Origin of the sequence: Chryseobacterium sp. JM1 (genome assembly GCF_000737715.1) — a bacterium.
Lineage (GTDB): Bacteria > Bacteroidota > Bacteroidia > Flavobacteriales > Weeksellaceae > Chryseobacterium.
On sequence record NZ_JPRN01000024.1, the window covers coordinates 49,496 to 72,669 of the forward strand.

The 23,174-nt window shown below is 34.3% G+C and carries 19 protein-coding genes; 7 read left to right on the top strand and 12 right to left on the bottom strand.

Annotated features, from left to right (window positions below; genetic code table 11):
• Nucleotides 1–24 precede the first annotated feature (24 nt).
• From IW22_RS22825 to IW22_RS22840, 4 genes are all read left to right on the top strand, one after another.
• Nucleotides 25–1,080: a hypothetical protein gene (locus tag IW22_RS22825; protein ID WP_034731792.1), complete on the top strand. Its 1,056-nt coding sequence runs from the start codon at nucleotides 25–27 to the stop codon at nucleotides 1,078–1,080.
• A gap of 144 nt (nucleotides 1,081–1,224) precedes the next feature.
• Nucleotides 1,225–2,886: a DUF262 domain-containing protein gene (locus IW22_RS22830; RefSeq protein ID WP_034731796.1), complete on the top strand. Its 1,662-nt coding sequence runs from the start codon at nucleotides 1,225–1,227 to the stop codon at nucleotides 2,884–2,886.
• A gap of 32 nt (nucleotides 2,887–2,918) precedes the next feature.
• Nucleotides 2,919–4,940, top strand: coding sequence for an McrB family protein (locus tag IW22_RS23900; protein WP_051891373.1), 2,022 nt, complete (start codon nucleotides 2,919–2,921; stop codon nucleotides 4,938–4,940).
• A gap of 2 nt (nucleotides 4,941–4,942) precedes the next feature.
• A complete protein-coding gene (locus IW22_RS22840; RefSeq protein ID WP_034731799.1) occupies nucleotides 4,943–6,181 on the top strand; it encodes an McrC family protein in 1,239 nt (412 codons plus the stop codon).
• 856 nt (nucleotides 6,182–7,037) lie between these two features.
• On the opposite strand, the gene IW22_RS22845 is transcribed toward IW22_RS22840, so the two are convergent.
• The 9 genes from IW22_RS22845 to IW22_RS22875 form a co-directional block, all read right to left on the bottom strand.
• On the bottom strand, nucleotides 7,038–8,747 hold the full coding sequence (locus tag IW22_RS22845) for a hypothetical protein (RefSeq protein ID WP_034731800.1): 1,710 nt from the start codon (nucleotides 8,745–8,747) through the stop codon (nucleotides 7,038–7,040).
• Nucleotides 8,748–9,297: 550 nt separating this feature from the next.
• The gene (locus IW22_RS24530) at nucleotides 9,298–9,444 is read right to left on the bottom strand and encodes a bacteriocin-like protein (protein ID WP_165571921.1); all 147 of its coding nucleotides are present in this window, start codon (nucleotides 9,442–9,444) and stop codon (nucleotides 9,298–9,300) included.
• A 28-nt stretch (nucleotides 9,445–9,472) separates the two neighbouring features.
• Nucleotides 9,473–9,616, bottom strand: a complete 144-nt coding sequence (locus IW22_RS24535; protein ID WP_165571922.1) for a bacteriocin-like protein — start codon at nucleotides 9,614–9,616, stop codon at nucleotides 9,473–9,475.
• Between the two features lie 223 nt (nucleotides 9,617–9,839).
• The gene (locus tag IW22_RS22850) at nucleotides 9,840–10,634 is read right to left on the bottom strand and encodes a LuxR C-terminal-related transcriptional regulator (protein WP_034731803.1); all 795 of its coding nucleotides are present in this window, start codon (nucleotides 10,632–10,634) and stop codon (nucleotides 9,840–9,842) included.
• A 137-nt stretch (nucleotides 10,635–10,771) separates the two neighbouring features.
• A complete protein-coding gene (locus IW22_RS22855) occupies nucleotides 10,772–11,563 on the bottom strand; it encodes a LuxR C-terminal-related transcriptional regulator (protein ID WP_034731806.1) in 792 nt (263 codons plus the stop codon).
• Between the two features lie 461 nt (nucleotides 11,564–12,024).
• Nucleotides 12,025–12,261, bottom strand: coding sequence for a hypothetical protein (locus IW22_RS22860; RefSeq protein WP_034731809.1), 237 nt, complete (start codon nucleotides 12,259–12,261; stop codon nucleotides 12,025–12,027).
• Nucleotides 12,262–12,305: 44 nt separating this feature from the next.
• On the bottom strand, nucleotides 12,306–12,608 hold the full coding sequence (locus IW22_RS22865) for a hypothetical protein (protein ID WP_034731873.1): 303 nt from the start codon (nucleotides 12,606–12,608) through the stop codon (nucleotides 12,306–12,308).
• Nucleotides 12,609–12,636: 28 nt separating this feature from the next.
• Nucleotides 12,637–13,146 carry a transposase gene (locus IW22_RS22870; RefSeq protein WP_316931676.1) on the bottom strand — a complete coding sequence of 170 codons (510 nt, stop codon included), beginning with the start codon at nucleotides 13,144–13,146 and terminating at the stop codon, nucleotides 12,637–12,639.
• Between the two features lie 145 nt (nucleotides 13,147–13,291).
• On the bottom strand, nucleotides 13,292–14,383 hold the full coding sequence (locus IW22_RS22875) for a hypothetical protein (protein WP_131401785.1): 1,092 nt from the start codon (nucleotides 14,381–14,383) through the stop codon (nucleotides 13,292–13,294).
• A 908-nt stretch (nucleotides 14,384–15,291) separates the two neighbouring features.
• Here IW22_RS22875 and IW22_RS22880 point away from each other — a divergent pair.
• Nucleotides 15,292–16,185, top strand: coding sequence for a hypothetical protein (locus IW22_RS22880; protein ID WP_131401786.1), 894 nt, complete (start codon nucleotides 15,292–15,294; stop codon nucleotides 16,183–16,185).
• 140 nt (nucleotides 16,186–16,325) lie between these two features.
• Here IW22_RS22880 and IW22_RS22885 read toward each other — a convergent pair whose 3' ends face one another.
• The gene (locus IW22_RS22885; RefSeq protein ID WP_034731818.1) at nucleotides 16,326–17,270 is read right to left on the bottom strand and encodes a 3',5'-cyclic-nucleotide phosphodiesterase; all 945 of its coding nucleotides are present in this window, start codon (nucleotides 17,268–17,270) and stop codon (nucleotides 16,326–16,328) included.
• Nucleotides 17,271–17,973: 703 nt separating this feature from the next.
• Between IW22_RS22885 and IW22_RS22890 the strand changes: the two genes are divergently transcribed.
• Nucleotides 17,974–18,390, top strand: a complete 417-nt coding sequence (locus tag IW22_RS22890; RefSeq protein ID WP_034731821.1) for a hypothetical protein — start codon at nucleotides 17,974–17,976, stop codon at nucleotides 18,388–18,390.
• A gap of 622 nt (nucleotides 18,391–19,012) precedes the next feature.
• Here the strand turns inward: IW22_RS22890 and IW22_RS22895 are convergent.
• Nucleotides 19,013–20,467, bottom strand: coding sequence for a sigma 54-interacting transcriptional regulator (locus IW22_RS22895; protein ID WP_034731824.1), 1,455 nt, complete (start codon nucleotides 20,465–20,467; stop codon nucleotides 19,013–19,015).
• A 76-nt stretch (nucleotides 20,468–20,543) separates the two neighbouring features.
• On the bottom strand, nucleotides 20,544–21,686 hold the full coding sequence (locus tag IW22_RS22900; RefSeq protein ID WP_034731826.1) for a vWA domain-containing protein: 1,143 nt from the start codon (nucleotides 21,684–21,686) through the stop codon (nucleotides 20,544–20,546).
• Between the two features lie 332 nt (nucleotides 21,687–22,018).
• Between IW22_RS22900 and IW22_RS22905 the strand changes: the two genes are divergently transcribed.
• Nucleotides 22,019–22,921, top strand: coding sequence for an SDR family oxidoreductase (locus IW22_RS22905; RefSeq protein ID WP_034731829.1), 903 nt, complete (start codon nucleotides 22,019–22,021; stop codon nucleotides 22,919–22,921).
• Nucleotides 22,922–23,174 lie beyond the last annotated feature (253 nt).

Genomic DNA, 23,174 nt, shown 5'->3' on the forward strand with positions numbered 1-23,174 from the left:
AATATTAAAAACTTCGATGAACATATGGATCAATCAGAATTTATTGAGCAACAAAAAGCAATTAATAAGCTAACTGCGTTGGTTAGAAAAGGAGCAACCATTAAAGATTGCTCACATCCTAGCAAAGAAGAATGTAAACCACCTATCAAAAGTGCACATAGTTTACAACGTCAAGGCTCTTTAAAACATTTGGAGAAAACGATAAATAATAATGCATTTATTTATTCACATACGGATAGACAAATTAATAAAAAATACGGTTTCTTAGATTTGAAGCCTATTGGTAGAAAAGACGCATCAACGTTTTTTGGTTTTTGTGAATTTCACGATACTGAATTATTTAAGGAAGTTGAAAACGACCCTGAAGCGACAGATATTGAAAATGATATGCATTGTTTTCTCCATACCTATAGATCTTTTTCTCATTCGTATCATAGAAAATATGAGGAATATAAACTATTCACTTCAGAGGAAAAGGAAGTTGTAGAACATTTTAACAAAACGTATGGGAAAGATAAAGAGGATATTGTCAAAGGAGTAAAGCTAGCTTTAGAAGACTTGGAAATTCCTAAAAAACGTATTGATGATTTATTACTTAATAAAAAATACGATGGTCTTAGATACTATTGTTATGAATATTCCTATCGTTGTCCTGTCGCTTGCTCTGGAGTAACAACACCTGGTCATTTTAAAAATGGAGAACCATTTAATTTAAGTGAAAATTCAAATAATAAATATTCTGACATTTTTACAACGGTACTGCCATTAAAAGACAGAACAGTAATTATATTAGCTGCTTTTCCTGAGGACGAATTGGCAATAAAATATTTAGACGAATTAGATACAGTTTCAGATGATTTAGAATTTGAAAAGTATTTATCATTCCATATTATCAATAATTTAGAAAATGTTTATATCTCTCCATATTTTTATGATAGAAAAGATTATAAATGGAGGCAAAGTTATTGTGAATTAATTAATATTATTTCGAATAAATATACTCCTTATATTAGATTCAATAAAAGATTTCCTATAAACTATTTTGCAAAAACGGAAAGTATTCGTTCTGAGTTAACTTAATAAATATAGAATCCACATTGTTACTTATAGTTGGAAATTTGAACTTAAAAAATTTTAACCTCGGAAAAAAATATTCATTGCCAATTTATAACAATTGTTTTTAAAAAAATGAACAAAATAAAGAACTTATAGTCCAAAAAACTAATGGAAACCACAAAAGAAATACAGAATAAATCAGGAGAAAGCATTAAATCTCTTTTTATTAACACGGATCATATCAGAATACCAGCCTATCAGAGAGCATACAGTTGGGAAAATAAACAATGCTCACAATTTCTTGAAGACCTTTTAGAGCAGAAAGGAAAGCGATATTACTTAGGGCAGTTTTTGTTTGAAAAAGAGGGTGGGACATTGTTTATAATTGACGGACAACAGCGTTTGACAACAACAATTTTAATCCTTTCCGCACTTGCAAAAATCCTAGAAAAACAAGGACAAAATGTTGAGCAAATCAGAAGTGCTTATCTAAATGATGTTTTTAGAACTATTGAGGATGATCAGATTATTTTTAAAAAAGTTAGTCAAAAACATTTAGTATCTACAATCGACGATACTGAAACAATTTCTCAAAAAAGAATTATAGCAGCATTTAGTTTTTTTGAAACAGAATTGGAAAAAATTGATAGTGATAGTTTATATCTTTTACTAAAAACATTAGAGAATGCTATAATAAGTACTTTCTATATAGCTAATAAAGTAGAGGAGACACAAGTATTTGAATATCAAAATAACAGGGGAAAAGAATTATCAAGATTTGAAATTATTAAAGCATATTTAATGCATCAAATCTATATACACAGTGAAAATAATATCAAAGCTAATAATGATATAGCGGACATTCAAAGAGAAATATCCCAAACTTATAGATATATTGAAGCTGTTGAAGGTTATTTTACGGAAAATGAGCTATTAGACAATTACTGCAATTTATATTTTAATACAAACGGATATATAGAAGAAATTAAAGAGAAATTAAGTAAAGAACTAAATAAAACCAATTGGATAAAACTGTTTTTTGAAAACTTTGTTGAATTAACTCACAGTGCCAAAAGTATTGTTAGTAATAAACATATTCCCGAAATATCAAATCTATTTTTTGTAGGTAATGAGGCTAATTGGAAATTAGTTTTATTGACGATATTTAATAAAGGGGAAGTATCAGGGAGTACTTTCAAGTATATATTAAAACTTCTTGAAATTCTATGCTTCAAATTAAAATTAGGCGATTTCAGAAGCGATAGTTTACCATCTTTTGCAAAAAAATATTTCAAATCTACGGATGGTTATGATATTGAAAGTTTATATTCTGATATAAAGTATGCAACCGAATATGGATTCCAATGGTATTGGAATAATAATGATTATTTTCAAAATATAATCTCAAACTATTTTGATACAGAACAGAATCATTATTATAAATCTCATCGAATCAAATTTGTTCTTTGGCAGTATGAAAATAGCTTAAGAATAAAAAATAAGTCGGGTGCGCTCTTGGATAAAGATTTATACAATAGTTATACAATAGAACATATTACACCGCAAACTCCAGAAGAAGGAGAATATACAGATAAATTTAGAAATAATTTTTTACAAATTGTAGGGAATTTAGCTTTATTAACCCAAAGTCAAAATAGTAAGTTTAGTAATAAATCATTTGAAGATAAAAAAATACTTTTTCAAGATACCGCTCTCTCTAGCTACACAGAAATTCGTGAGCAGCCTATCTGGACAGAAAATGAAATTTCAGATCGACATACTAGAATTTCAGATTTTGCGAAACGATATTTTGATACAAGCAATTTATAGTTTTTTTATTAAGTAATATTAACTTTTTGAATATGTATCAAGAATTACAAGCTCAAGTCTTTAATTGGCTTAAAAATAAATATAACCAAGACAATAATTTCACTTTTTCAGTTCGTCAGAAAGCTAACAAAGGAGCTGAACTCAATTATTTCATTGGCACTGAAAAATCAAAATACTTTTCAACAACCTTTTGGTATGTACCTGTAGCATACCCAGGCTCTTCAAGTGATTTGATTAATTTAGTTATCACGATAAGAAGAAATAAAAAAATTGAATTTCATCTTCAGTTTAATCAGACAAAGACTCCACACGATGATCAGAATAATTATGCTTTAGAGTTGATTCAAAGTATTAAACCTTTATTCAAACAGGTTTTCCCCGATGGTCTTTACGCACCAGATACCAATAAAATGGAGTTTTTTGCGGCATACTCAAAAGCAGTATATAGCAATTTCGAAGAGTTGCAAAATGATTTAGATGTATTTTTAGGTAAGATAATTCCCATCGTGGACAGACAAATTGCTGTTTTAAAAACAAAATATCCAACATTTATAGCACATCGATATTCCCCAGACGATCAGGATAAAATGTTAAAAAAAATGCAGGAGCGATTTGACAAGTATAAAGTGATTGAAAATCTCACGGAGGAACTAGAAGAAGAAGAGGAGCTATTAATAGTTGATCCTAAACTTGATTACGATTATCCTGTTAACCAAATACTTTACGGTCCGCCAGGAACAGGAAAAACATACAATACCATCAATAGAGCAATTAGCATTGCCAATCCAGAATTCAATTTGCATCAGCCGCGAGATATTGTTAAAAAAGAATATAATCGGCTGGTTCAAAATGGTCAGATTGTATTTTCTACTTTTCACCAAAGTATGAGTTATGAAGATTTTATTGAAGGTATAAAACCTCAGATTGAAGAGGATTCTGATGGTAATAAAACAGTCATTTATGAGATTAAAAATGGAGTTTTTAAACTAATCTCAGAAAAAGCGCTGGAAAAAAGGATAAAAGAACAAACGATAAATCATCAATTTGACTTTGATGATGCTTGGGATGCTATTATTAGTGAAGCAAATTTAGGATTGGAAAATAACAATGCATTGAAATTATCAATCCAGACACCGAATTTAGGACTTAAAATAGTGGATGTTACTGAAAAAGGGAATCTTAAACTAAAACCCATCTATTCAGAAGAAGCCAAAGAATATATTGTTTCGTATTCCAGAACGAAAACACTTCAGGAAGCTTTTCCTGATTTATCTGTAATTAAAAATATAGATAAAGAATTTAGGGCAGTAATAGGAGGTTCCAATTCTACTGCGTATTGGGCAGTGATTAATTATATCAATAATAAAATTAACTCAGAAAAAAAATTAACTACTAAGGAGGTTGAACTTCCTCCATTACCACACGTTCTAATCATCGACGAAGTCAACCGTGGAAATGTCTCACAGATTTTCGGTGAACTCATTACGCTGATAGAAGAGGGCAAGCGTATCGGGAATCCGGAAGAACTGTATGTGACTTTACCTTACAGCAAAACTAAATTTGGAGTGTCATCCAATCTTTACATTATTGGCACAATGAACACAGCAGATCGCAGTGTTGAAGCTTTAGATACTGCGTTAAGAAGACGATTCAGTTTTGTTGAGATGATGCCAGATTTGAGTGTGGTTGAAAAAGAAGAGTTTTCAGATTTTCCAAGAGTGCAAGTAATGCAGAAAATTAATGAAAGGATAGAACTACTGCTAGACAAGAACTATACTTTAGGACATTCGTATTTTATGAAAGACAATTTCCAGGCTTCTTTTAAAAATGAGATTATTCCATTATTGCAGGAATATTTCTATAACGACTGTGGTAAGATAGGTTTGGTTTTAGGAAGAGGTTTTGTGAGGGAAAAGGAAATCTCAAAAACTAATCAGCAAAATGTATTTGCAGATTTTGACATAAGAAACGAAATTGAAATCATAAAATCCTACGAGCTGATTCCGTTTGAAGAAATTGATTTTAATTCCGCAATAGAATTCTTATTAGCATAGAGATGTTTAGAAAAGATTCTATTCAGGTTTTTGAACACAGCTTTTTACCAATTGGCGAAAAAGGATTTGATAAACGTCATTTTGTCGCGTTATCAAAACTTAATGCCCTACATAATTATCAATATTTTGATTTAAAACACAATGGAATTGTATTTAAACAATTTGTTGGTGTAATTCAGGTGGATGGTTTGACAATAGAAATTCTTCCCAAGATTGACCGTTACGAAACGGAGAATACGACAAACAAGATTAAATGGCAAAAGGTTTTGATAGAAATGCTTCGGGTAACCCGAAAGGTGAAAATTCAACAGATTGGTCAGGCAAACGTTTCTAAGCAGTCGATTCATCTGTTGGATATTTATTTTGAATGGTTCCTGAAAGAAGTGCAATTGCTGATTCATCAAGGTTTAATCAAACAATATTACAAGGAAACTGGAAATATAAAAGCTCTAAAAGGAAAGCTCAAATTTGCTGAAAATATCAATAAAAACCTTATTCATAAAGAAAGATTTTATACTACACATCAAGTATATGAAAAAGACCATTTGATTCATCAGATTTTAGGTCAGGCTCTAGATATTATTTCACATTTATCAAAAGGAACTTATTTGTATAGTAAATGTAAAACAGTGCAGCTTGATTTCCCTGAAGTAAAAGTCATCAAAGTTAATGAACAAACGTTTACTAAAATTCCTCAATCGAGAAAAATTGCACCATACGAAATGGCTTTATCGATTGCCAGATTAATTATTCTAAGTTATGCACCTAGTATCTCTAGTGGTTCAGAAAATATGATAGCCTTGCTTTTTGATATGAATGGTCTATGGGAGGAGTATGTTTTGGTTAAATTAAAGCAAGCTGCTCAAGATAGTGGTATTGTAGTCTTTGGACAGGATTTAAAGCTATTTTGGAATAAAACTAATATTCGCCCAGATATTGTTCTGAAAAGAAATGATGAAGTGGTATTGATTATTGATACGAAATGGAAGAATATTGATCAGTCTCAACCTTCAACGCACGACCTAAGGCAGATGTATGTTTATAACGAGTATTGGAAAAGTAAAAAAGCTCTTTTGCTTTATCCTTCAAATGATAATAGTTTAGAGAGTTTTTTAAGTTTTGAAAAAATTACAGAAAATGAACATCATCAATGTGGTTCGGGGAAAATTTCTGTTTTAAACTCTTTCGGACAATTAGATGATTCTATTGGAATTAAATTATTAAATATAATTAAGAATTAGAAATTTGCTATATCTCAATTCCAGAAAAAAATCGATGATAAGTAATAAAAACAAAAGCCAAAGATAGTTCGATCCCTAGTCCAGCTGCTAAATTCTGTCAAGGTTTTTTGGTTTTTTCTTCGTTTTCTTTTAGAAATATTTCATCTGAAAAATATCCCAAGAGTAGAAAGAACATTGAATTCCAATTATCAATTCAAAAAAAAGTGTTCAAAATTCAGCAATCTTTACTTGCAAATTCCAACGAAAATTTTTACTTTTACTACGTAAAATTTTTATAATGGATTTTACCGCTTTTTGCAAATGCCCTATTTAAGGCCTTTCACAAGATGCTACAGCGAAACGCTTATAAATAAAAGGACGAGAAGAAGTTACAAAAACCCTCTCTCTCCGCAAGATAGATATGCTGACGGGATTTTTTGAAAGCATATAAAGAACGTAAAAAGCCTGCAATTTATAAATTGCAGGCTTTATTTTTGTGGTCTCAGTCTTAAAACTTAGAGATTAAAATAGGAATCTCTAAGTGGTTTGAATTTTTGCTCTCGCAGATGATATGGATAAAGCATATGAGCGAAAATTCAAACCGGCATCATGTGATCTTTGTCCATTCCCTCTATCAGAATCAATACTAATGATTCCTCCTTTGCTTACCTTTATAAATAGTATAATCATTTTCTTTGCATTAAAAAAGCTTTATCTGCTCACCAAGTTTTACAGATGATCCAATAAACCGCATCAATTATAGATCTATTTTTATATCGCTATTTCGAGACCAATAAATTTTAAAGATAAAGATACAGCCTCGCTTTTGAGACTGTATCTAACATTAATCATATAATCGCTGACTATTAAAAGCTAATTACTGAGCATTTTTTAAAGCTTTGGCAATAATATTCATCAACATAACAGAATTGGATACATTAGTCCTTAACGGGCTTCCCCATTGACCCAAAACAGGTCTCTTATTACCATCTAATAGCCACGGATAACTGTTGCTGTTTACCGGAGGTGCACTGTTTATATAAACCGACATTCCACCATCTCCGAACCAATAGAACTCATTCGCTTTAGATTTGAATGCCACCGGGTTATTAGAGGATGCGCTTCTGGATAAGATATCAATTAAGTTTGCATTATAACTTCCTCTCAGATCTCTGGCGATACAGGCGTCATTGCCGAAAATTTTTCCTCTTGCATCTCCAAAATCTCCAAGCAGTGTCCCGTCAGTACTTGAGTTGACAGCCGTACAGTCACTCCAATCTCCAAGACTTACTGACCCTGCCACAATACTATTAAGTAACTGCACAGTATATGTTCCCCTGGTCTCGGTAAACCAGAGAACTGTCCCGCCATTGTTAATAAAGTTAAGAATAAGATTGGCATCACTACTGCTGGACACATCATAAGCATAACCTACGATCAGCATTTTATATCCCGCTGTATTTAAATCCGAAACATTACCGCTAGTCACATTACGTCTTGTAACATCCCAACTACCTATTGTTTTAACGGTTCCAGAGGGTCCAAAATTATTAGTACTGTACATCGCAGTTCCCAATCCTCCATTGCCTCCGTTATCTACTGAATAAGGACTTGCGCCTAAGGCTAATATTTTCAGCTTTGATAAACTAAATCCGGCAATAACAGGAAAGTTTACAGTGCAGGCGGATCCACCAATATTCACTATAAAACTCGCTGTTCCTGCTGAGGCTGGTGTCCCGCTTACTGTATAGGTAATGCTTCCTGAGCCGGTATTAAAGCTTCCGGCAGCGATATTGGCTGTCAGGCCACTAACTCCCGTTGATGTAATGTTTTGGCCTGCATAAGGGCCACCATTACCTGCGGTGTATGGTATTGTAAACGATACTCCATTAGCGGTGGAGTTCATAACCAATGTGCCTGTCGTAGTGGCGCTTCCGCAGTTTAATGTGGCCTGTCCTGGATTTATATTGACATTCACATTCACAGAACAGGAAGATCCACCCATATTAATGGTGAAAATAGCTGTCCCGCTACTTGCCGGAGTTCCGGCTACGCTGAATACGAGATTTCCAGATCCATTAGTGAAATTTCCTGCAGGAATACTTGCTGTTAAGCCTGTGACTCCTGTAGAATTGATATTTTGTGCCGGGTAAGCTCCTCCATTACCGGCAGTATAAGGCACCGTAACAGAAACGCCATTTGCCGGTTGCTGACTTACTGCAGTACCTGTAGAACTTGCTCCTGTACAATTCAAGGTAGCAGTGCCGGGAACGCTGTTTAGAGGTCTTCCACAAATCTCCAGCCATTGGTTTTGAGGTGCCGCTGCCCAGTAATTATAACACTTTGTATCGGTATTATAAACCCATAAACCATCAACAACTGAATCTCCAATTGTAGGTCCAATGGACGCAATATTGGATGTTGTAAGCCTTGGGAATAGTACACCGGTATTGTTTGTCTTGGAAACAATATCTAAAACTGTTTTCTGATGAGGTGACGATGTGTCTATCCCAACTTTGCCTCCCTGACTGTATAAATTTGATAATAAAAGGATGCATAATAGAAATAATAATTTTTTTCCTGTCATTTTTCTTCTTGTATTTTAAAATTGTTTTTTATTAAATATTTTGTGCACAATATATTTCAGACTTTATTTTCATCGGCTTAATAAATGCTGTTCACCTTTTGAGTAATATCTGTAATCCCTTAAAATAAAAGGAATAAACAGTGCTCTTGGTAGTAAAAAATACCATGATGAATAATTTTATAATGAAAATGTAAAAAGAGATTATATAAAGTAGAATAGTGCGCTTTTCACCTGAAATTATATCCCGGCAAGAATGCGCATAAGTAATAAAGTCGTTTTTTTCATTTGTAGAGATGTGTTTTTATATTCGAAAGTTTTTTTAATACGATCTAATTGCAATATTAGCTATAAAACTAACCATCACAAATAGCAGATATCTGTCATTTTCACCAATCCTTTTAATATTATGAGAATAGAAAATAGCTTTTGTGTGTATAATTTTTTAACAGGGCTTATTCCACTAAAAAGCCTCAGAATCAGAGATTCTAAGGCTTTTTTTAATGATTGTATTTAAGATATGGTTATCAGAGAAATGATAACGTTTTTAGTCTTAGCTCAATATATCGCATGGAGCAATGCATATCACCCACGGACATCTTTTGATTCCCGGAGGCGGACAGCAGGCTTCAGAGCAGCTTAATGCTCCACCATTGATATTTTTTAAATGATCTCTTGAGATTTTTTTAATATTTTTCATAATAAAGTAATTGGGTTAAACTTAAAATTTAGGGCTGATTTCCGCCGCCACATCCGTCATATGGCATACAGTGCCATTTTCCATTGATTAAACATATCTGGCCGCCAGGGCAGTTGATGCCTCCTTTAATAGCCTTCAATTTCTGTCTTTCGATTTTTTTAAGATTTTTCATATAATTTAGGTTTAGTTCTAACCGAAATTAATCAATTTTCTTTAACTAAAATAAAATTATTATAAAAATATTTCTCTTAAATGAGTTTTATTGTATAATATTTTCATGTTAAAAACCCTATGATTCAATAAAATATAATGCATGAAAGCTTTGAGAAATACCGTTTAATCTTGACATAGAATGCTATGATGAAATCAGGAACTTTCTGAAAAAACGAATAGTTTTAAAGCACGAGCAGACTGTGATTCATCGTAAACGCAATGAGTTCCGCTGAAGTTTTAGTGTTTGTTTTCTTTCTAAGGTTTCGTTTATGGTTTTCTACTGTATGATAGGAGAGGAAAAGCTTCTCTGCAATTTCCGGGCTGTTCAGGCCCTGTGCCATAAGTTTCAGAACGTCTTTTTCACGATGGGTTATAGTAGGTTTTTCCATATCTATTTTACGCAGATCCTGATCAATATGCCTGAAATACTGAACTTCATTATCCGTAAAATCCATGAAGGAAAGTAATGGCATATTTTGAATAATGAAATGGGAAAGATCATAAATAAATACGATAGAAGCCTTGATTTCGTAATTATGGGTAATTTGAATAGGGGATTGCAGTAATATCCAGCGGTATTCTCCATTCCGGTCTATCATTCTGCCATAATGATTGAAGGTTACATCCGTTTTTCCTTCCCTTAGAAACTGTAAACGCACGTTGGCAGAAAATACAAAGGCCGCCATTAAATACGCTCTGTCTTGCGGATGGAATAGATTCATAAAAAATTCAGTACCTGAATCCATCCAGTCTTCCTTTTTAAATGGAGTAAACTGTTCAATATTTTCACTGATCCGTTCAGTTTTCATTCTTGTGCCATTATTAATAAACCATAAGTAAGGTCCTATGGCAAACCTTTTAGCATTTTTAATGGAATCATCAAAAAAATCAAAATAATTTTTGGGCAGTTTACCGTCTTTCTTGTCAAAATAATCATTGAACTGCTGTTCATTTATAGGGTTGATCTTTTTTTTCATAGCACTGTAAATAAAATGGTTATATAAAATGGTTCTGATAATCTTTATAATGGTAATATCTTTATTAAACGCGTTTTACTGTATCATATTTTAATTTAAAAGATTTAGCATTAATATAATATCAAATTTTGTCTTACTTAAAGCACAAGTAGACTGTGATTCATCGTAAACGCAATCAGTTCGGCTGAAGTTTTAGTGTTTGTTTTCTTTCTAAGGTTTCGTTTATGGTTTTCCACTGTATGATAGGAAAGGAAAAGCTTCTCTGCAATTTCCGGACTGTTGAAGCCCTGGGCCATAAGCTTTAGAACATCTTTTTCGCGTTTTGTAATAGAAGGCTTGTCTACATCTATTTTATGCAAATGCTGATCAATATGCCTGAAATACTGAACTTCGTTATTAGTAAGATCCATAATGGAAAGCAACGGCAGATTTTGAATAATAAAATGGGAAAGATCATAAATAAATACTATGGAAGCTTTTATTTCGTCATCATGGGTAATTTGGAGGGGTGATTGAAGCAATATCCAGCGATACACTCCATTTCGGTTGATCATTCTGACATAATGATTGAATGTAATGTCAGTTTTTCCTTCCTTTAAAAACTGCAAACGTAAATTGGCGGAAAATACAAAAGAAGCCATGAGATAAGCTCTGTCTTGTGGATGGAACAGATTCATAAAAAACTCAATATCTGAATCTATCCAGTCTTCCTTTTTAAAAGGAGTAAACTGTTCAATATTTTCGCTGGTTCTTTCTGTTTTCAGTTCTGTACTGTTACTGATAAACCATAAGTATGGGCCCAGGGCAAAGTTTTTAGCCTTTTCAATGATATCATTAAAAAAATCAAAATAATTTTTAGGCAGGTCACCATCAATTTTATTAAAATAATCATTAAACTGTGCTTCATCGATAGGATTGATTTTCTTCATAACATTATAAATAAAATGGAATATTTTTTAAATAAAATGTGTCTGATATCTTGTTTGCAACGGTAATTACACCAATAATTACTTGATATTAACTGTACTGTTGAAAGGGAAAAGACACATGAAAAGCACTAAGATTAAAAATTCTTAATGTCCGTTTAGCTGGTTATGCATACGCATTTATATGAACAAAATTTCAGTAAATATTGAACATTTTTGTTGTTTCCGGCTGTTTATGAGAAATGGTTAGAAGTAGTAGAATTGATGCGTTTTGCCGTTTTAAGGCTAAAGAATTTTATAGGGTATTTAAATTGGATTCCAAAAAAATTTTAGAGATGGAAATCTGAATAATAACAAAGCATCGGTATCCCAAACAAAATAATTAGATGAAAATTAAATCAAACTCTTAAAAAATATGAAAGAATAAAAAATATACCGATGCGATGTTATACATTTAAATAAGTTTATTTTTGAATAGCATAATCATATACCGTATCTTCAGTGAGATACAGATACAGTTTTGTTTTAAATATTCCGAAAAACGATTTTTTCAGAATAAAAACACGCTCGTTTGTATGTAATTTCTGGATCTTATATTCAACAAGAAAACATTCAAGATCGTCTATGTTTTTCCCAATTAATTGGTCTTCAGATATAATATTGTGGTTTTTATCATGGAAATAATATCTTTTAGCTTTCATCCCGGGAGTGTTTTTTATTTGTGAAGTTTTTTATTCTTTTCCTGTTATTTTTTTTTCCAGGCTGCCAAAGTATTTCGGCTCAGTTTAAATACTGAAGCAATGGCAGTATTAGTCATGTTATTTTTTCTTTGATACTCCAATATTTTTGCAATACTTTCATCATCATAAGATTTGTGTTCATTATTTGTTTCACCATCATGAAATAAAATGTGGTTGAGGGTGATCACCTCTAATGACGATAACTTTTTCTTTTCTAATAAATATTTGCAACGGGAAATTTTTTCAGGAAACTTTTTTGAAACGATGTCTGAAAAGATTTTCACATAATCAGGTCCTTGATTTTCCATGATTATTATGTTTTTTGGATGTGTATTCTTATGATTTATATTTTCCAAGCCACTTGTATAGTGTGGTTTTAGGAATTCTATATTCTGTAATCACTTGGTTTCTAGTCTTTTCTCCGCTTTTTATCAGGTTTAAAATAAAATCAATAATTTCTTTTGTATAAATGTTTTTCCTGAATTTGGGCAATCCCGATTCGTGCTTTACGACAGACTGATTTTTTACAAGTGCCGGAGCATACCAGATCAGATGCTGGGTGTAAATTCTGAAAAAATCATATTCTAAAATTTTGCTCCATCTCAATATGACTTCAGAATCAAGACTTTTTGAAGAATACATGGCATTGATCTCATCCTCTGAACACTTAAGGAACTTGCAGATACGGTAAGTGTCAATTCCAGATTCCGATACTCTTTGCCGGATGATCTGGCCTATGTGTATATTTTTAAAATCCATTAATTCTCTATTTAAATTACTGAATATGAAACCTGTTGTTGTTCTGATTTTTACCAGACCACAAGCCTCTGAAAGGCTTGTAATCATGATAAAATATATAAAATGTGTTTTTTTAAATTTGATGCCGGTAACACTTCTTGGTTATTTAATTCAAATATTAGAAAGTTGATCCTGTGCTTTTATAGTAATAAAGGGACGAATTTAAATTCTAGGGTATAAGAATTACTTCAGCTTAAAATTGTTCCGCTATAATAGCCCAGGTATAAGGGTTAGGGCCGTTTACATACCAGGTCACTCTATAATATCTATTGTTATTATAATCTAAAATGTTGGCCATATTCTTTTCTCCGTTAGCCAGAGACTGCTTACTGCCATTACTGAATAGATTCTGAAAAGTAGCAAAATTGGAAGAATTAAAGGTGAGCACATTGGCATCATATTCAAATCCATTAGTAGCATAATTTGTTTCTACCCCCATATAAAGTCGCTTATTGGTTAAAGGATTGGAAGCTAAAGCCATCTGAGGTCCGTTAAAGTTCGAATTAAATCTGAAGACCATTCCTCCTACAGTGATCGTTTTAGAAGGATCTCCTCCTGATGCGTTATAGATAGTTTTCTTTACGGACAACCCTTCTTGTGCGTTACCTCCTGGCTGAAACCTCACCCAAACGCTTCCATCAAAATAATAATATCCGATATCTGTTACATTGATCGTTTGCCCGGCAGGAGCGGAATCTACCTGTGTTACGTATATCAGTGTTCCGGCTTGCGCTGCCGTATAATTTTTTGCCCGGAGCTGATTTCCTGTAATGAGAGGAGATTTGATCCCATCTAGCCTGCTGGCATCTGTGGGACGTCCTATTACTTCCAGGTTTAAATTAGGTGAAGTTGTTCCTATCCCTACATTCCCATTATCTTTTGCAACAAAATCTGTCCCTGGATCCCTTGCAGTAGAACCGTCGGATTTGGTGCCTAGCTGTACCATCGTGTTAGAAGGATCGTTTATCCACGCATCATTGGTAGTATCCCCGGAAGAACCGGAAACTTTTTGCCAAATGTTGCCATCGAAATAATAATAGCCTGCAGCTATAATATTTGTGGTTTTTGGAGAAGGTGAAGACACAGCAGAAGTTGCATATATCAGTGTTCCTGTCTGGTTTGTGGCATAGTTGGAATCTGCAGATTTTATCTGATCCCCGGTAAGCCTTGGTGCAATAATACCCTCCGGTTTACTGCCATCACTAGTTTTTGATGTTACGTCAAGGGTGGCTTGGGGGCTGCTATTGTTAATTCCTACTTGCGAGATTGCGAGAGGGCTTATCATGAGAGTCATAAGTGTTATAAAATTTGTTTTCATAAAAAATCTTAAAATGATTGTTGCTTCAAAATTGATTCATTTTTGATGCGGTGTCCAGTAGCATAGAGCTATCAGACTTTTTAAGAGTTAATTGTTGGATGAGGGTTGCTGAATTGATATCAACCTGTCCGAAGACACTTGAGGTGCATGAGATTACACCATTTGAAATCATTGCTTTTTTCATTCTTTTTCATTTATATCAATTACAATTCTTTAAAATGCCTGTAATTCAGATTCGTAAAATGTTTGTGTTTTTTACCGAATTATATCGGTAGTATCTTGATGGCAAAGTTAATAGACCGGAATATTAAAACATATAGCAGATATCTGTCATTTTTATGTTTTGCAATGTGTTTGGTGTTAATGAAAGTTAATTTTTTATAAGATTATTTATGTTGATTTATTAATTTGTTGGTGTTTTTATTCAATAAGTGGTGAAAAAAATGAAAAATTAATAAAGTGTTTTTTTTTGTTAAAATGCTGATCAAAGCTAAGGATAAAACAGTGGTGGAGCACTTAGTTTATTCACAGGAAACACTCCGGCTATAGTACGAACTTGAGAAATATAGCAACAATAATAACTCAAAGATCTGTATGGTTTTATGAAAGTAAACACAGTTAATGTAAAGTACAATTGAGTTTTATTCAGGATTTGTTGTAAAATGACAGATATCTGTCATTTTGCTAGTGAGTCATATAATATAATTTTAGCCAATTGTTTAAAAGTGCAGCCTGATAGGATATAAACTTTACCATATACAATTAGTATTGCGTATTACTTCTTTTGTTATACTGTGCGGTCTACTTTTATCCCATGAAAAATTTTTTCATTAAGCAACAAATACACACAAATGAAATTTAAAAACCTTTTATGTATGAAAAATAAATTTATCAGGCTTATGCTTCTTGTTTCAAGCGTAGGTTATTTCGGACAAGTGGGCATTAATACCGCTACACCCACAAGTACGCTTAAAGTAAATGGATCTCTGGCAACTTCCTATTCAGAAAGCAATTCGACCAACTATACCATTGGAGCAACACAACATGTGATTAGCTGTACCAATACAGGATCAACTCCTCCGGTTTGGACTCTTCCTGTTTTGGGTACAGGAGCTGAAAATATTTGGGGGAGGGAATATTTTATAAGAAATGTATCAGGCAATACCTTAACATTAAAAGGTAACGGATCAGAATTGATTGATGTTGCCGGTACAGGGAGCAATACAGTAACAATACCCAATGGATACACAGGATTTGTCAAAAGTACCGGAGTTACATCTTCTGCGGGAACTACCTGGGCGTTTTCAATAATAGGAACTCCTGGAGGAACCTTGCTTTCCCTTCAATATGCCAAGGCAATAGTGAGTCCTATTAATGCCAGTACCCCTACTAATTCTGTAGTCACTATTGGTAATTTAAGAGTAAGATTTAATGCAACTAATGCTAACAACTCAGGGTTTATAGAATTTCAGCCTCTTGTAAATAATAATACTTCAGTGCTTTATCATAAAGGAGGTAGCGGAGCTACGAATGTCGAAGTTTGGGGAACTAACGCTGCTGTTACCGGAACGTGGTATCGTATGCCAGGTAGCGATAACAGTCCAAATTTGTGTCAATCATGTAGAGATATTGGCTATGCTCATATCATACTGCATAATACAAAAGAAGTTTACAGAGTGACTGTTAATGCCAACGGAAATATCGGAGCAAGTGGCTCTGTTCCTGCAGTAGCTTCTTCGGCAACTTTATTTGTTGAAAAATTAGATTAATGTAGCTTTAAAAAGTTCAGGCCTTCTCCCAATATGATTATAAGTGCCTAGCAGACAGAATTTAGCAAAGTAAAATACAAAGTGATGGAAATAATTTTTTAAACATTGAGGCTGCCCTTTGTGGCAGCCTTGTTTATTATCTAGGGTAAACTGATTTTTTTGCCCTGTTCCGGGAAGATATAATGTACCTTCAAGGGATTGTTGTTTAGTAATTCTTTTTTTATAACCTCCGGATTATCTTTTGTAGGTTTTCTGTGTGTAACCACAATATGAAGATTTTCCAAATTTTTCTGCCCCGTTTTTTCTTTCAGCCTGCTGAGCTCTTCCAGTAAAAGATTAGGGGTGAGGTGGCCAAACAGAAGATTTTCAGGTTGACTGTTAGGGAAAGAGACCTCAATTAATATTGTATTGAGTTGTCCTTTTTTTATAAGCGCAGCGGTACGGTCCCAAAGTACATGAAGACGGTCAGATTTCTCAAGACGGTCAGCACCTGTATCTCCCAGATAGAGCAGATAATGTTCATCTTTTCTTACCAGTGCAGCGCTGCTTTTATATGGATTCACATGGCTGAGTTCATAGCCTGTAATAAAAAACGGAGTGTTTTCTGCGGGAATCTCTGCTCCATTCTGAAGCTCATTGTAGAGGTATTTTCCAAGCATAGGTTTCTGGCCCTGATCCGCAAAATTAATCCAGGTGTCTGTTATAAAATAATGATTTTGCAGAATTTGAAGTACCGGTGCCATGGCGAAAATGTTCTTTTTAGAATCGGCAGGAGAATTGATAATCAGACCTGATACATGATCCAAGTGGCCGTGTGATATAAAATAGCCTTTAATCTGATCTTTCAGAACTGTTTCTTCCGTTCCGTTGAGACTTTTCAGCTGAATTGCTTTTCGTATTCCTGTATTTACGGTACCGGCATCAAGACAGAGAAAGGTACTTTCTCCCGGAGCTCCCACTAAATAAGCTGATAAGTTATCTTCCTGCTCGCCGCCGTATATACCTAATGGAATAACATCAAAGTTTTGCGCCTGAATGGCAATATGTACAAAGATAGCGAATAAAGAAAGTGTCGTTTTTTTCATTGTATGTAAGCTGGAAATCTATCCTTTTTTCAGTAGGACAGGGCAAATTTACGTTATTTTTCTGCGATGATAAATCTTTCCGGTCATTAGATAGCACATTCAGCGGGATTCGGATCTTCCATACTTATGGTGTACATGGCAAACTGCGGTTTTTCTGCTTTTTATCTTTTTAAGAGAGTCTGTATCAAGGCGGAAAATAGGTTGGATAGAAAAATAACATGTTTTTAATTTTAAAAAATTGCTAATCAGTGTTTTAATTTGTTTAGGTTAACAAAAAAATATTGAAAATTTTACTTTGACTAACAAAATGTTAACGGTGATAATTTGATGATAACAGATTTCTATTATAGTTTAGTCCCAGGTTAGTGAATGCAGAAGAAATGAGCAGACAAATGGAAGTGATAAAAAAATAGGATAATTACTTAAATATAAAAATCAAAGTTTAGAAGCCCGATTCTAAAGAACAAATGATGATTCTTTACGTGTTTATTTTTTCAGATCCGTCGGCTAAGATGGGGTCAGTGCAACTTGATAAAAGTACAATTTAATATAGCTTAAGGTTAATCCAAATAGTACTGTAGTAAAATTTAAAGCAAAGTAATTCATCCTCCCTTCAGCTGGACAGATTTTAATTTTCCCTCATTATAATCAGCTTGTTTGGCTGAAGGATTTTTTACAAAATATCAGTATATCTTATATATCAATGGACAGTTTTAAAAATATTCATATAGGTGGATTTATAGAGAAAAGGGTTTCTGAAGACAGGATAGAAATGTCCAGAATATGTAATTTCCTTAAATGCAATGAAGATGAAGTAAAGAAAATGTATCGATCAGAAAGTCTTAACTCTCTGGTATTGTTAAAGTGGAGCAAGCTGCTTGAATACGACTTTTTCAGGATTTACTCTCATCATTTGATTTTGTATGCTCCTGCAACAAGGGCAAAACGAAATATCCGGACCTCTCTTCCCCAATTCAGGAAAAACGTATACACGGTGGAGATTATAGATTTTATGCTGGAACTTATGAGAACAGGCAAAAAAACAGCAGTTGAAATCCAAAATGACTATCATATTCCCAAAACAACATTGTACAAATGGATTGGTAAGTATAAAAAATAATAGAGTTCAATAATAAATAAAAAACACAAATTATCAATATCCCCGTACCAGAAAGGGACCTTACAGTTTTTTACTCTGTCTGGCTTTACCTGTTCTATAGTATTATTATCGTATAGTCGGAGTCTTTCGTCTTCGGCTTTATTTTATACAAGCTCAGTCTCAAAACTTTGGTAATAAAATAAATACAATTAAACATTATAGGTTTCAAAACTTACAACGTTTCGTTATCTCAAATATACCTTTTGATTTTTAAAACCATAAAAGCGTATCTATAATGATTTGCTCTTGGTTTTGCCGATAGAACAAATTCTTATTTCACTCTTTTTTTAATATTAAGATCAATGACGGATGTAAGGTTTGTTGAGAAAAATCAAATGATTTTTTAAGCTGTACGTCTTAAAGAGCAGGCAAAACTTAATATTCTTACAGGCTTAACAGAATATTAATGGTGTGAATTTTTAAATAACATAATATTTTTTGCGTTAGAAAATAAAACTGGATATGCTTCATAAGTTTTTACATGTGACCAAGAATGAGATATAAAAAGAGGCAGACCAAAAAGGCTGCCTCTTATGTTTATTCAAATACAGTTATAAATCTGTTTCTATATGTATAAGTTCTGTTAATTACGCAAATACTGGCCAATCCCTGCAGAATCAAAAGTAAAGGCAGACTGGTTTTCAGATTTGTCTAATTTTTTACTGATGGTAAGGGCCCATAAAACCAGTTCTTTGCAGAAGTTCTGGTCTTCGGTACTTAACTCGGAAGCGTTTTCCTCAACGACTTCTACCAAAGGAGTTATGCTGTTGAGCTTCGTATAAAATTCTTCATCGGTATCCGTATAATTGAGTTCCAGATGGTTTTTGTTAAACCATTTGATCAGGTCCGTGTATGGAGTTTTTATGCCTTCTTTTTCCAACTTGGAGATGCGCGGGAACAGGGTTTCAAACTGGATCATCACCGCCTGGTCAATTAATATTTTCGCGACATAATCTGCGCCTTCCTGCTCACCTTCATACACCAGTTCAATTTTTCCGGTGATGGATGGGATAATCGACATAAAATCAAGCAGACGAACTGTTGTTTTTTCAGTATCAGATTCAATCAAACGTAATTTTGCAGCAGCCACTAAGTTTTCCATAGCACTGATGGTAAGACGTGCACTCACGCCACTTTTCGCATCTACATACTCACTGTCGCGGGCTACAAAAGCCACTTCCTCCAAAAGATCTTTAGCCAGGCCAGGAATCTGGATCTGCGACCTGTCTTCAGAAGAAATCAGGGCTTCCTGCTCTGTGATCTGTCTTGCAAGCGCGATGGTTTTTGGATAGTGGGTGAAAATCTGTGATCCGATTCTATCCTTCAAAGGCGTTACAATGCTTCCTCTGTTGGTATAATCTTCAGGGTTGGCCGTGAAAACAAACTGAATGTCAAGCGGCATTCTCAACTGAAATCCACGGATCTGAATATCACCTTCCTGCAGAATATTAAATAATGAAACCTGAATTCTGGCCTGTAAATCCGGTAGCTCGTTCAGAACGAATATAGAACGGTTGGCGCGCGGGATCATTCCGTAATGCAGTACCCGTTCGTCTGAATAAGGCAGTTTTAAAGTGGCCGCTTTGATAGGATCAATATCTCCAATTAAATCGGCAACATTCACGTCAGGAGTAGCCAATTTTTCAAAGAAACGGTTCGAGCGGTGTACCCATGAAATCGGAGTTTCATCACCATGTTCCGCAATGAGATCTCTTGCATATTTTGAAATAGGCTGAAACGGGCTGTCATTAATCTCAGATCCCTTTACGATAGGCATATATTCATCAAGAAGAGTTACCATGCTTCTTGCAATTCTGGTTTTAGCCTGTCCACGTAAACCCAAGAGATTGATGTGGTGACCGGCAAGGATAGCCTTTTTCAGTTGGGGAACTACAGAGTCTTCATACCCCCAAAGTCCTTCAAATACAGGTTCTTTGGCTTTAATTTTTGCAATTAAATTAGCCTGAATTTCCTGATTGATTGTTTTGTCCGTATATCCGGAATTTTTTAATTCTTTAAATGTAATATCGTTTTTCATTTTCTTTTTTAAGTAATAATATTTATCGAAGGGAATATATTAGAAATCTCAAAGTCTCATATCTGATGTCTAGTGTCTATATTCTTTTTATCCTGTTTTTCTCGTAATCTTCAAAAATCATTTGCCCTAATCCCGAAAGTCCTGTTAAAAAGGCTTTTCCTTTATTCTGCGCAGTGAAAGCTTCCACAAATTTACGCAGATAAGGATCCTGAGCGATCATAAAAGTGGTAATGGGAATTTTTAGTTTTCTGGCCTGTGCAGCTCTGTTGAGACACTGGGAAACAATCATTTCATCCAGACCATTGCTGTTCATATAAAATTCTCCGCTGGGAAGTTGGATGCAGCTTGGTTTTCCGTCGGTGATCATAAAAATCTGCTTGTTTGTATTTCTTTTTCTGCGAAGAATATCCATTGCGAGTTCCAGACCGGCAACTGTATTGGTGTGGTATGGACCTACTTTTAAATAGGGGAGATCTTTAATTTTAATCGGCCATGCTTCGTTTCCGAAAACAATAATATCTATGGAATCTTTGGGATATTTTCTGTTAATTAATTCCACTAAAGCCATCGCCACTTTTTTAGCAGGTGTAATTCGGTCTTCACCGTATAAAACCATAGAGTGACTGATGTCGATCATCAGCACCGTGCTCATTTGGGCTTTGTGTTTGGTTTCTTCTATGATAAGATCGTCTTCTGTAAGGCGGAGATCTGAAATTCCGTTATTGATTTGTGCGTTTTTTAAACTTTCAGTCATATTCACCGTAGACAGGTCATCTCCGTACTGGAAGGAGCGGTTTTCACCATCACGCTCATCACCTACACCGGTTTTGGTGGTCCGGTGATTTCCTGCGCCGCTTTTTTTGAGTTTCCCGAAAATCTGATCCAGAGCGTACTCGCGTAAAGCGGCCTCCAGTTTGGCGGTCAGTATATTTTTGCCTTTCCCCGTTCCTGAATTGCCTTCTTTGGAATCATCTTCCTCCTTGATATAGCCACGTTTTTTCAGATCCTCTTCAAAATCCTGAAGGGAATATTCGTCGGTGAAAATGTCATATTCTTTATCCAGGACATCAAGCCATTCAAAGGCTTCCTCAATGTCCCCTGAAGTGTGGGTCAGCAAATCTTTGAAAACATCAAAGATCCGGTCAAAATGAGAGATATCTTCCGGAACATGTCTGCTGAATATAAACCCTTTGCGGGCATTAAAATCTTTATTCGTCATAAAATGATGAAGCTGTTTTGCTGTTGTTTGCTTTTAAATATTTACGATAATCATCAGAAATTAGATTCAACTGAAATTATCTGCGGGTATTCTTTATTTCTTTAGTTGGTTTGAAGGATACAAGTTAGGGAAATATTGGCCTCATGAAAAATAGAAAATACTAATGAGCGTGATTTGAAATGAACATATAGTTTGAAGCAAAAATCTATTGGCACTTAAATTTAAGAATGTCACATACACAATCAGTTCATTTTTGGTTAAGAAAAAGCCAGATTAGGATAAGCCTGTTTTACGGGATATTCAGAATTTTACACCAACAAAAAAGATAAAAAATGAATATTGTTTTAACAGGTTCCATCGGGAACATCGGAAAGCCACTTACAGAAGAACTGGTACAGAAAGGACATACTGTGACGGTAATCAGCAGCAATGCGGAAAGAATCGCAGCTATTGAAAATATTGGAGCAAAAGCAGCCATAGGAAGCATGTTTGATGCAGATTTCCTTACTGCAACATTTAAAGGAGCAGATATCATTTATTTAATGGAAACCATGGAAGCTGCAGGAGATCTGTTTGATAAAAGTATTGATTTTATCGGCTCCATCAGCAAAATTGGGGAAGCCTACAAAACTGCGGTGGAACAATCGGGGGTGAAAAAGATTATCCATCTCAGCAGTATTGGCGCGCATACGGATCAGGGAACGGGAATTATTGTTTTTCATCATCATGTGGAAAATATTCTGAAACAGCTGCCGGAGGATGTTGCTATTAAATTTATCCGTCCGGTTGGTATTTATTTCAATATGTTTTCGTTTATCAATACCATCAAAAATAAAGGCTCTATCATTTCCAATTGGGGAGGCGACCAGAAAGAACCCTGGGTTTCACCGCTGGATATTGCAGATGTGATTGCTGAAGAAATTGAAAAACCGTTTAATGGAAGGACTGTACGTTATGTAGCGAGTGACGAAGTTTCACCGAATGAAATTGCAAAAGCTTTGGGTGAAGCGATTGGTCAGCCGGATCTGAAATGGAAGGTTATTCCGGATGAAGAATTATTTCAAAACTGGCTGAATATTGGTTTTAATGAACAGGTAGCAAGAGGTTTTGTGGAAACCCAGGCAAGCCAGGGAAGCGGTATATTGTATGAAGATTATAACAGGAATAAACCCGTTTTAGGGAAAGTAAAACTGGCAGATTTTGCAAAAGAATTTGCAGAGGCATATTGCGTTTGAGTGTTTTAGAGTAAATGATTTGCGGGTTGTCTGTTGCTGTTTTATTGTTGCTCCCAGTTAAATGAAGGACAAATATCTCTGGCGGCTGATTTCTATGACGTTACCAAATTATTTATATAATTTTTTTCATAGGGCTTTTGTTTATTGATAACGGCAAAAGCCCTATGGATAATTTTATTTCTCACATTATTCAGTACCAGCATTTTATTTTTTCCCTCAGCTACCTTTCTTAAATAATATTCTCTAAGATCAT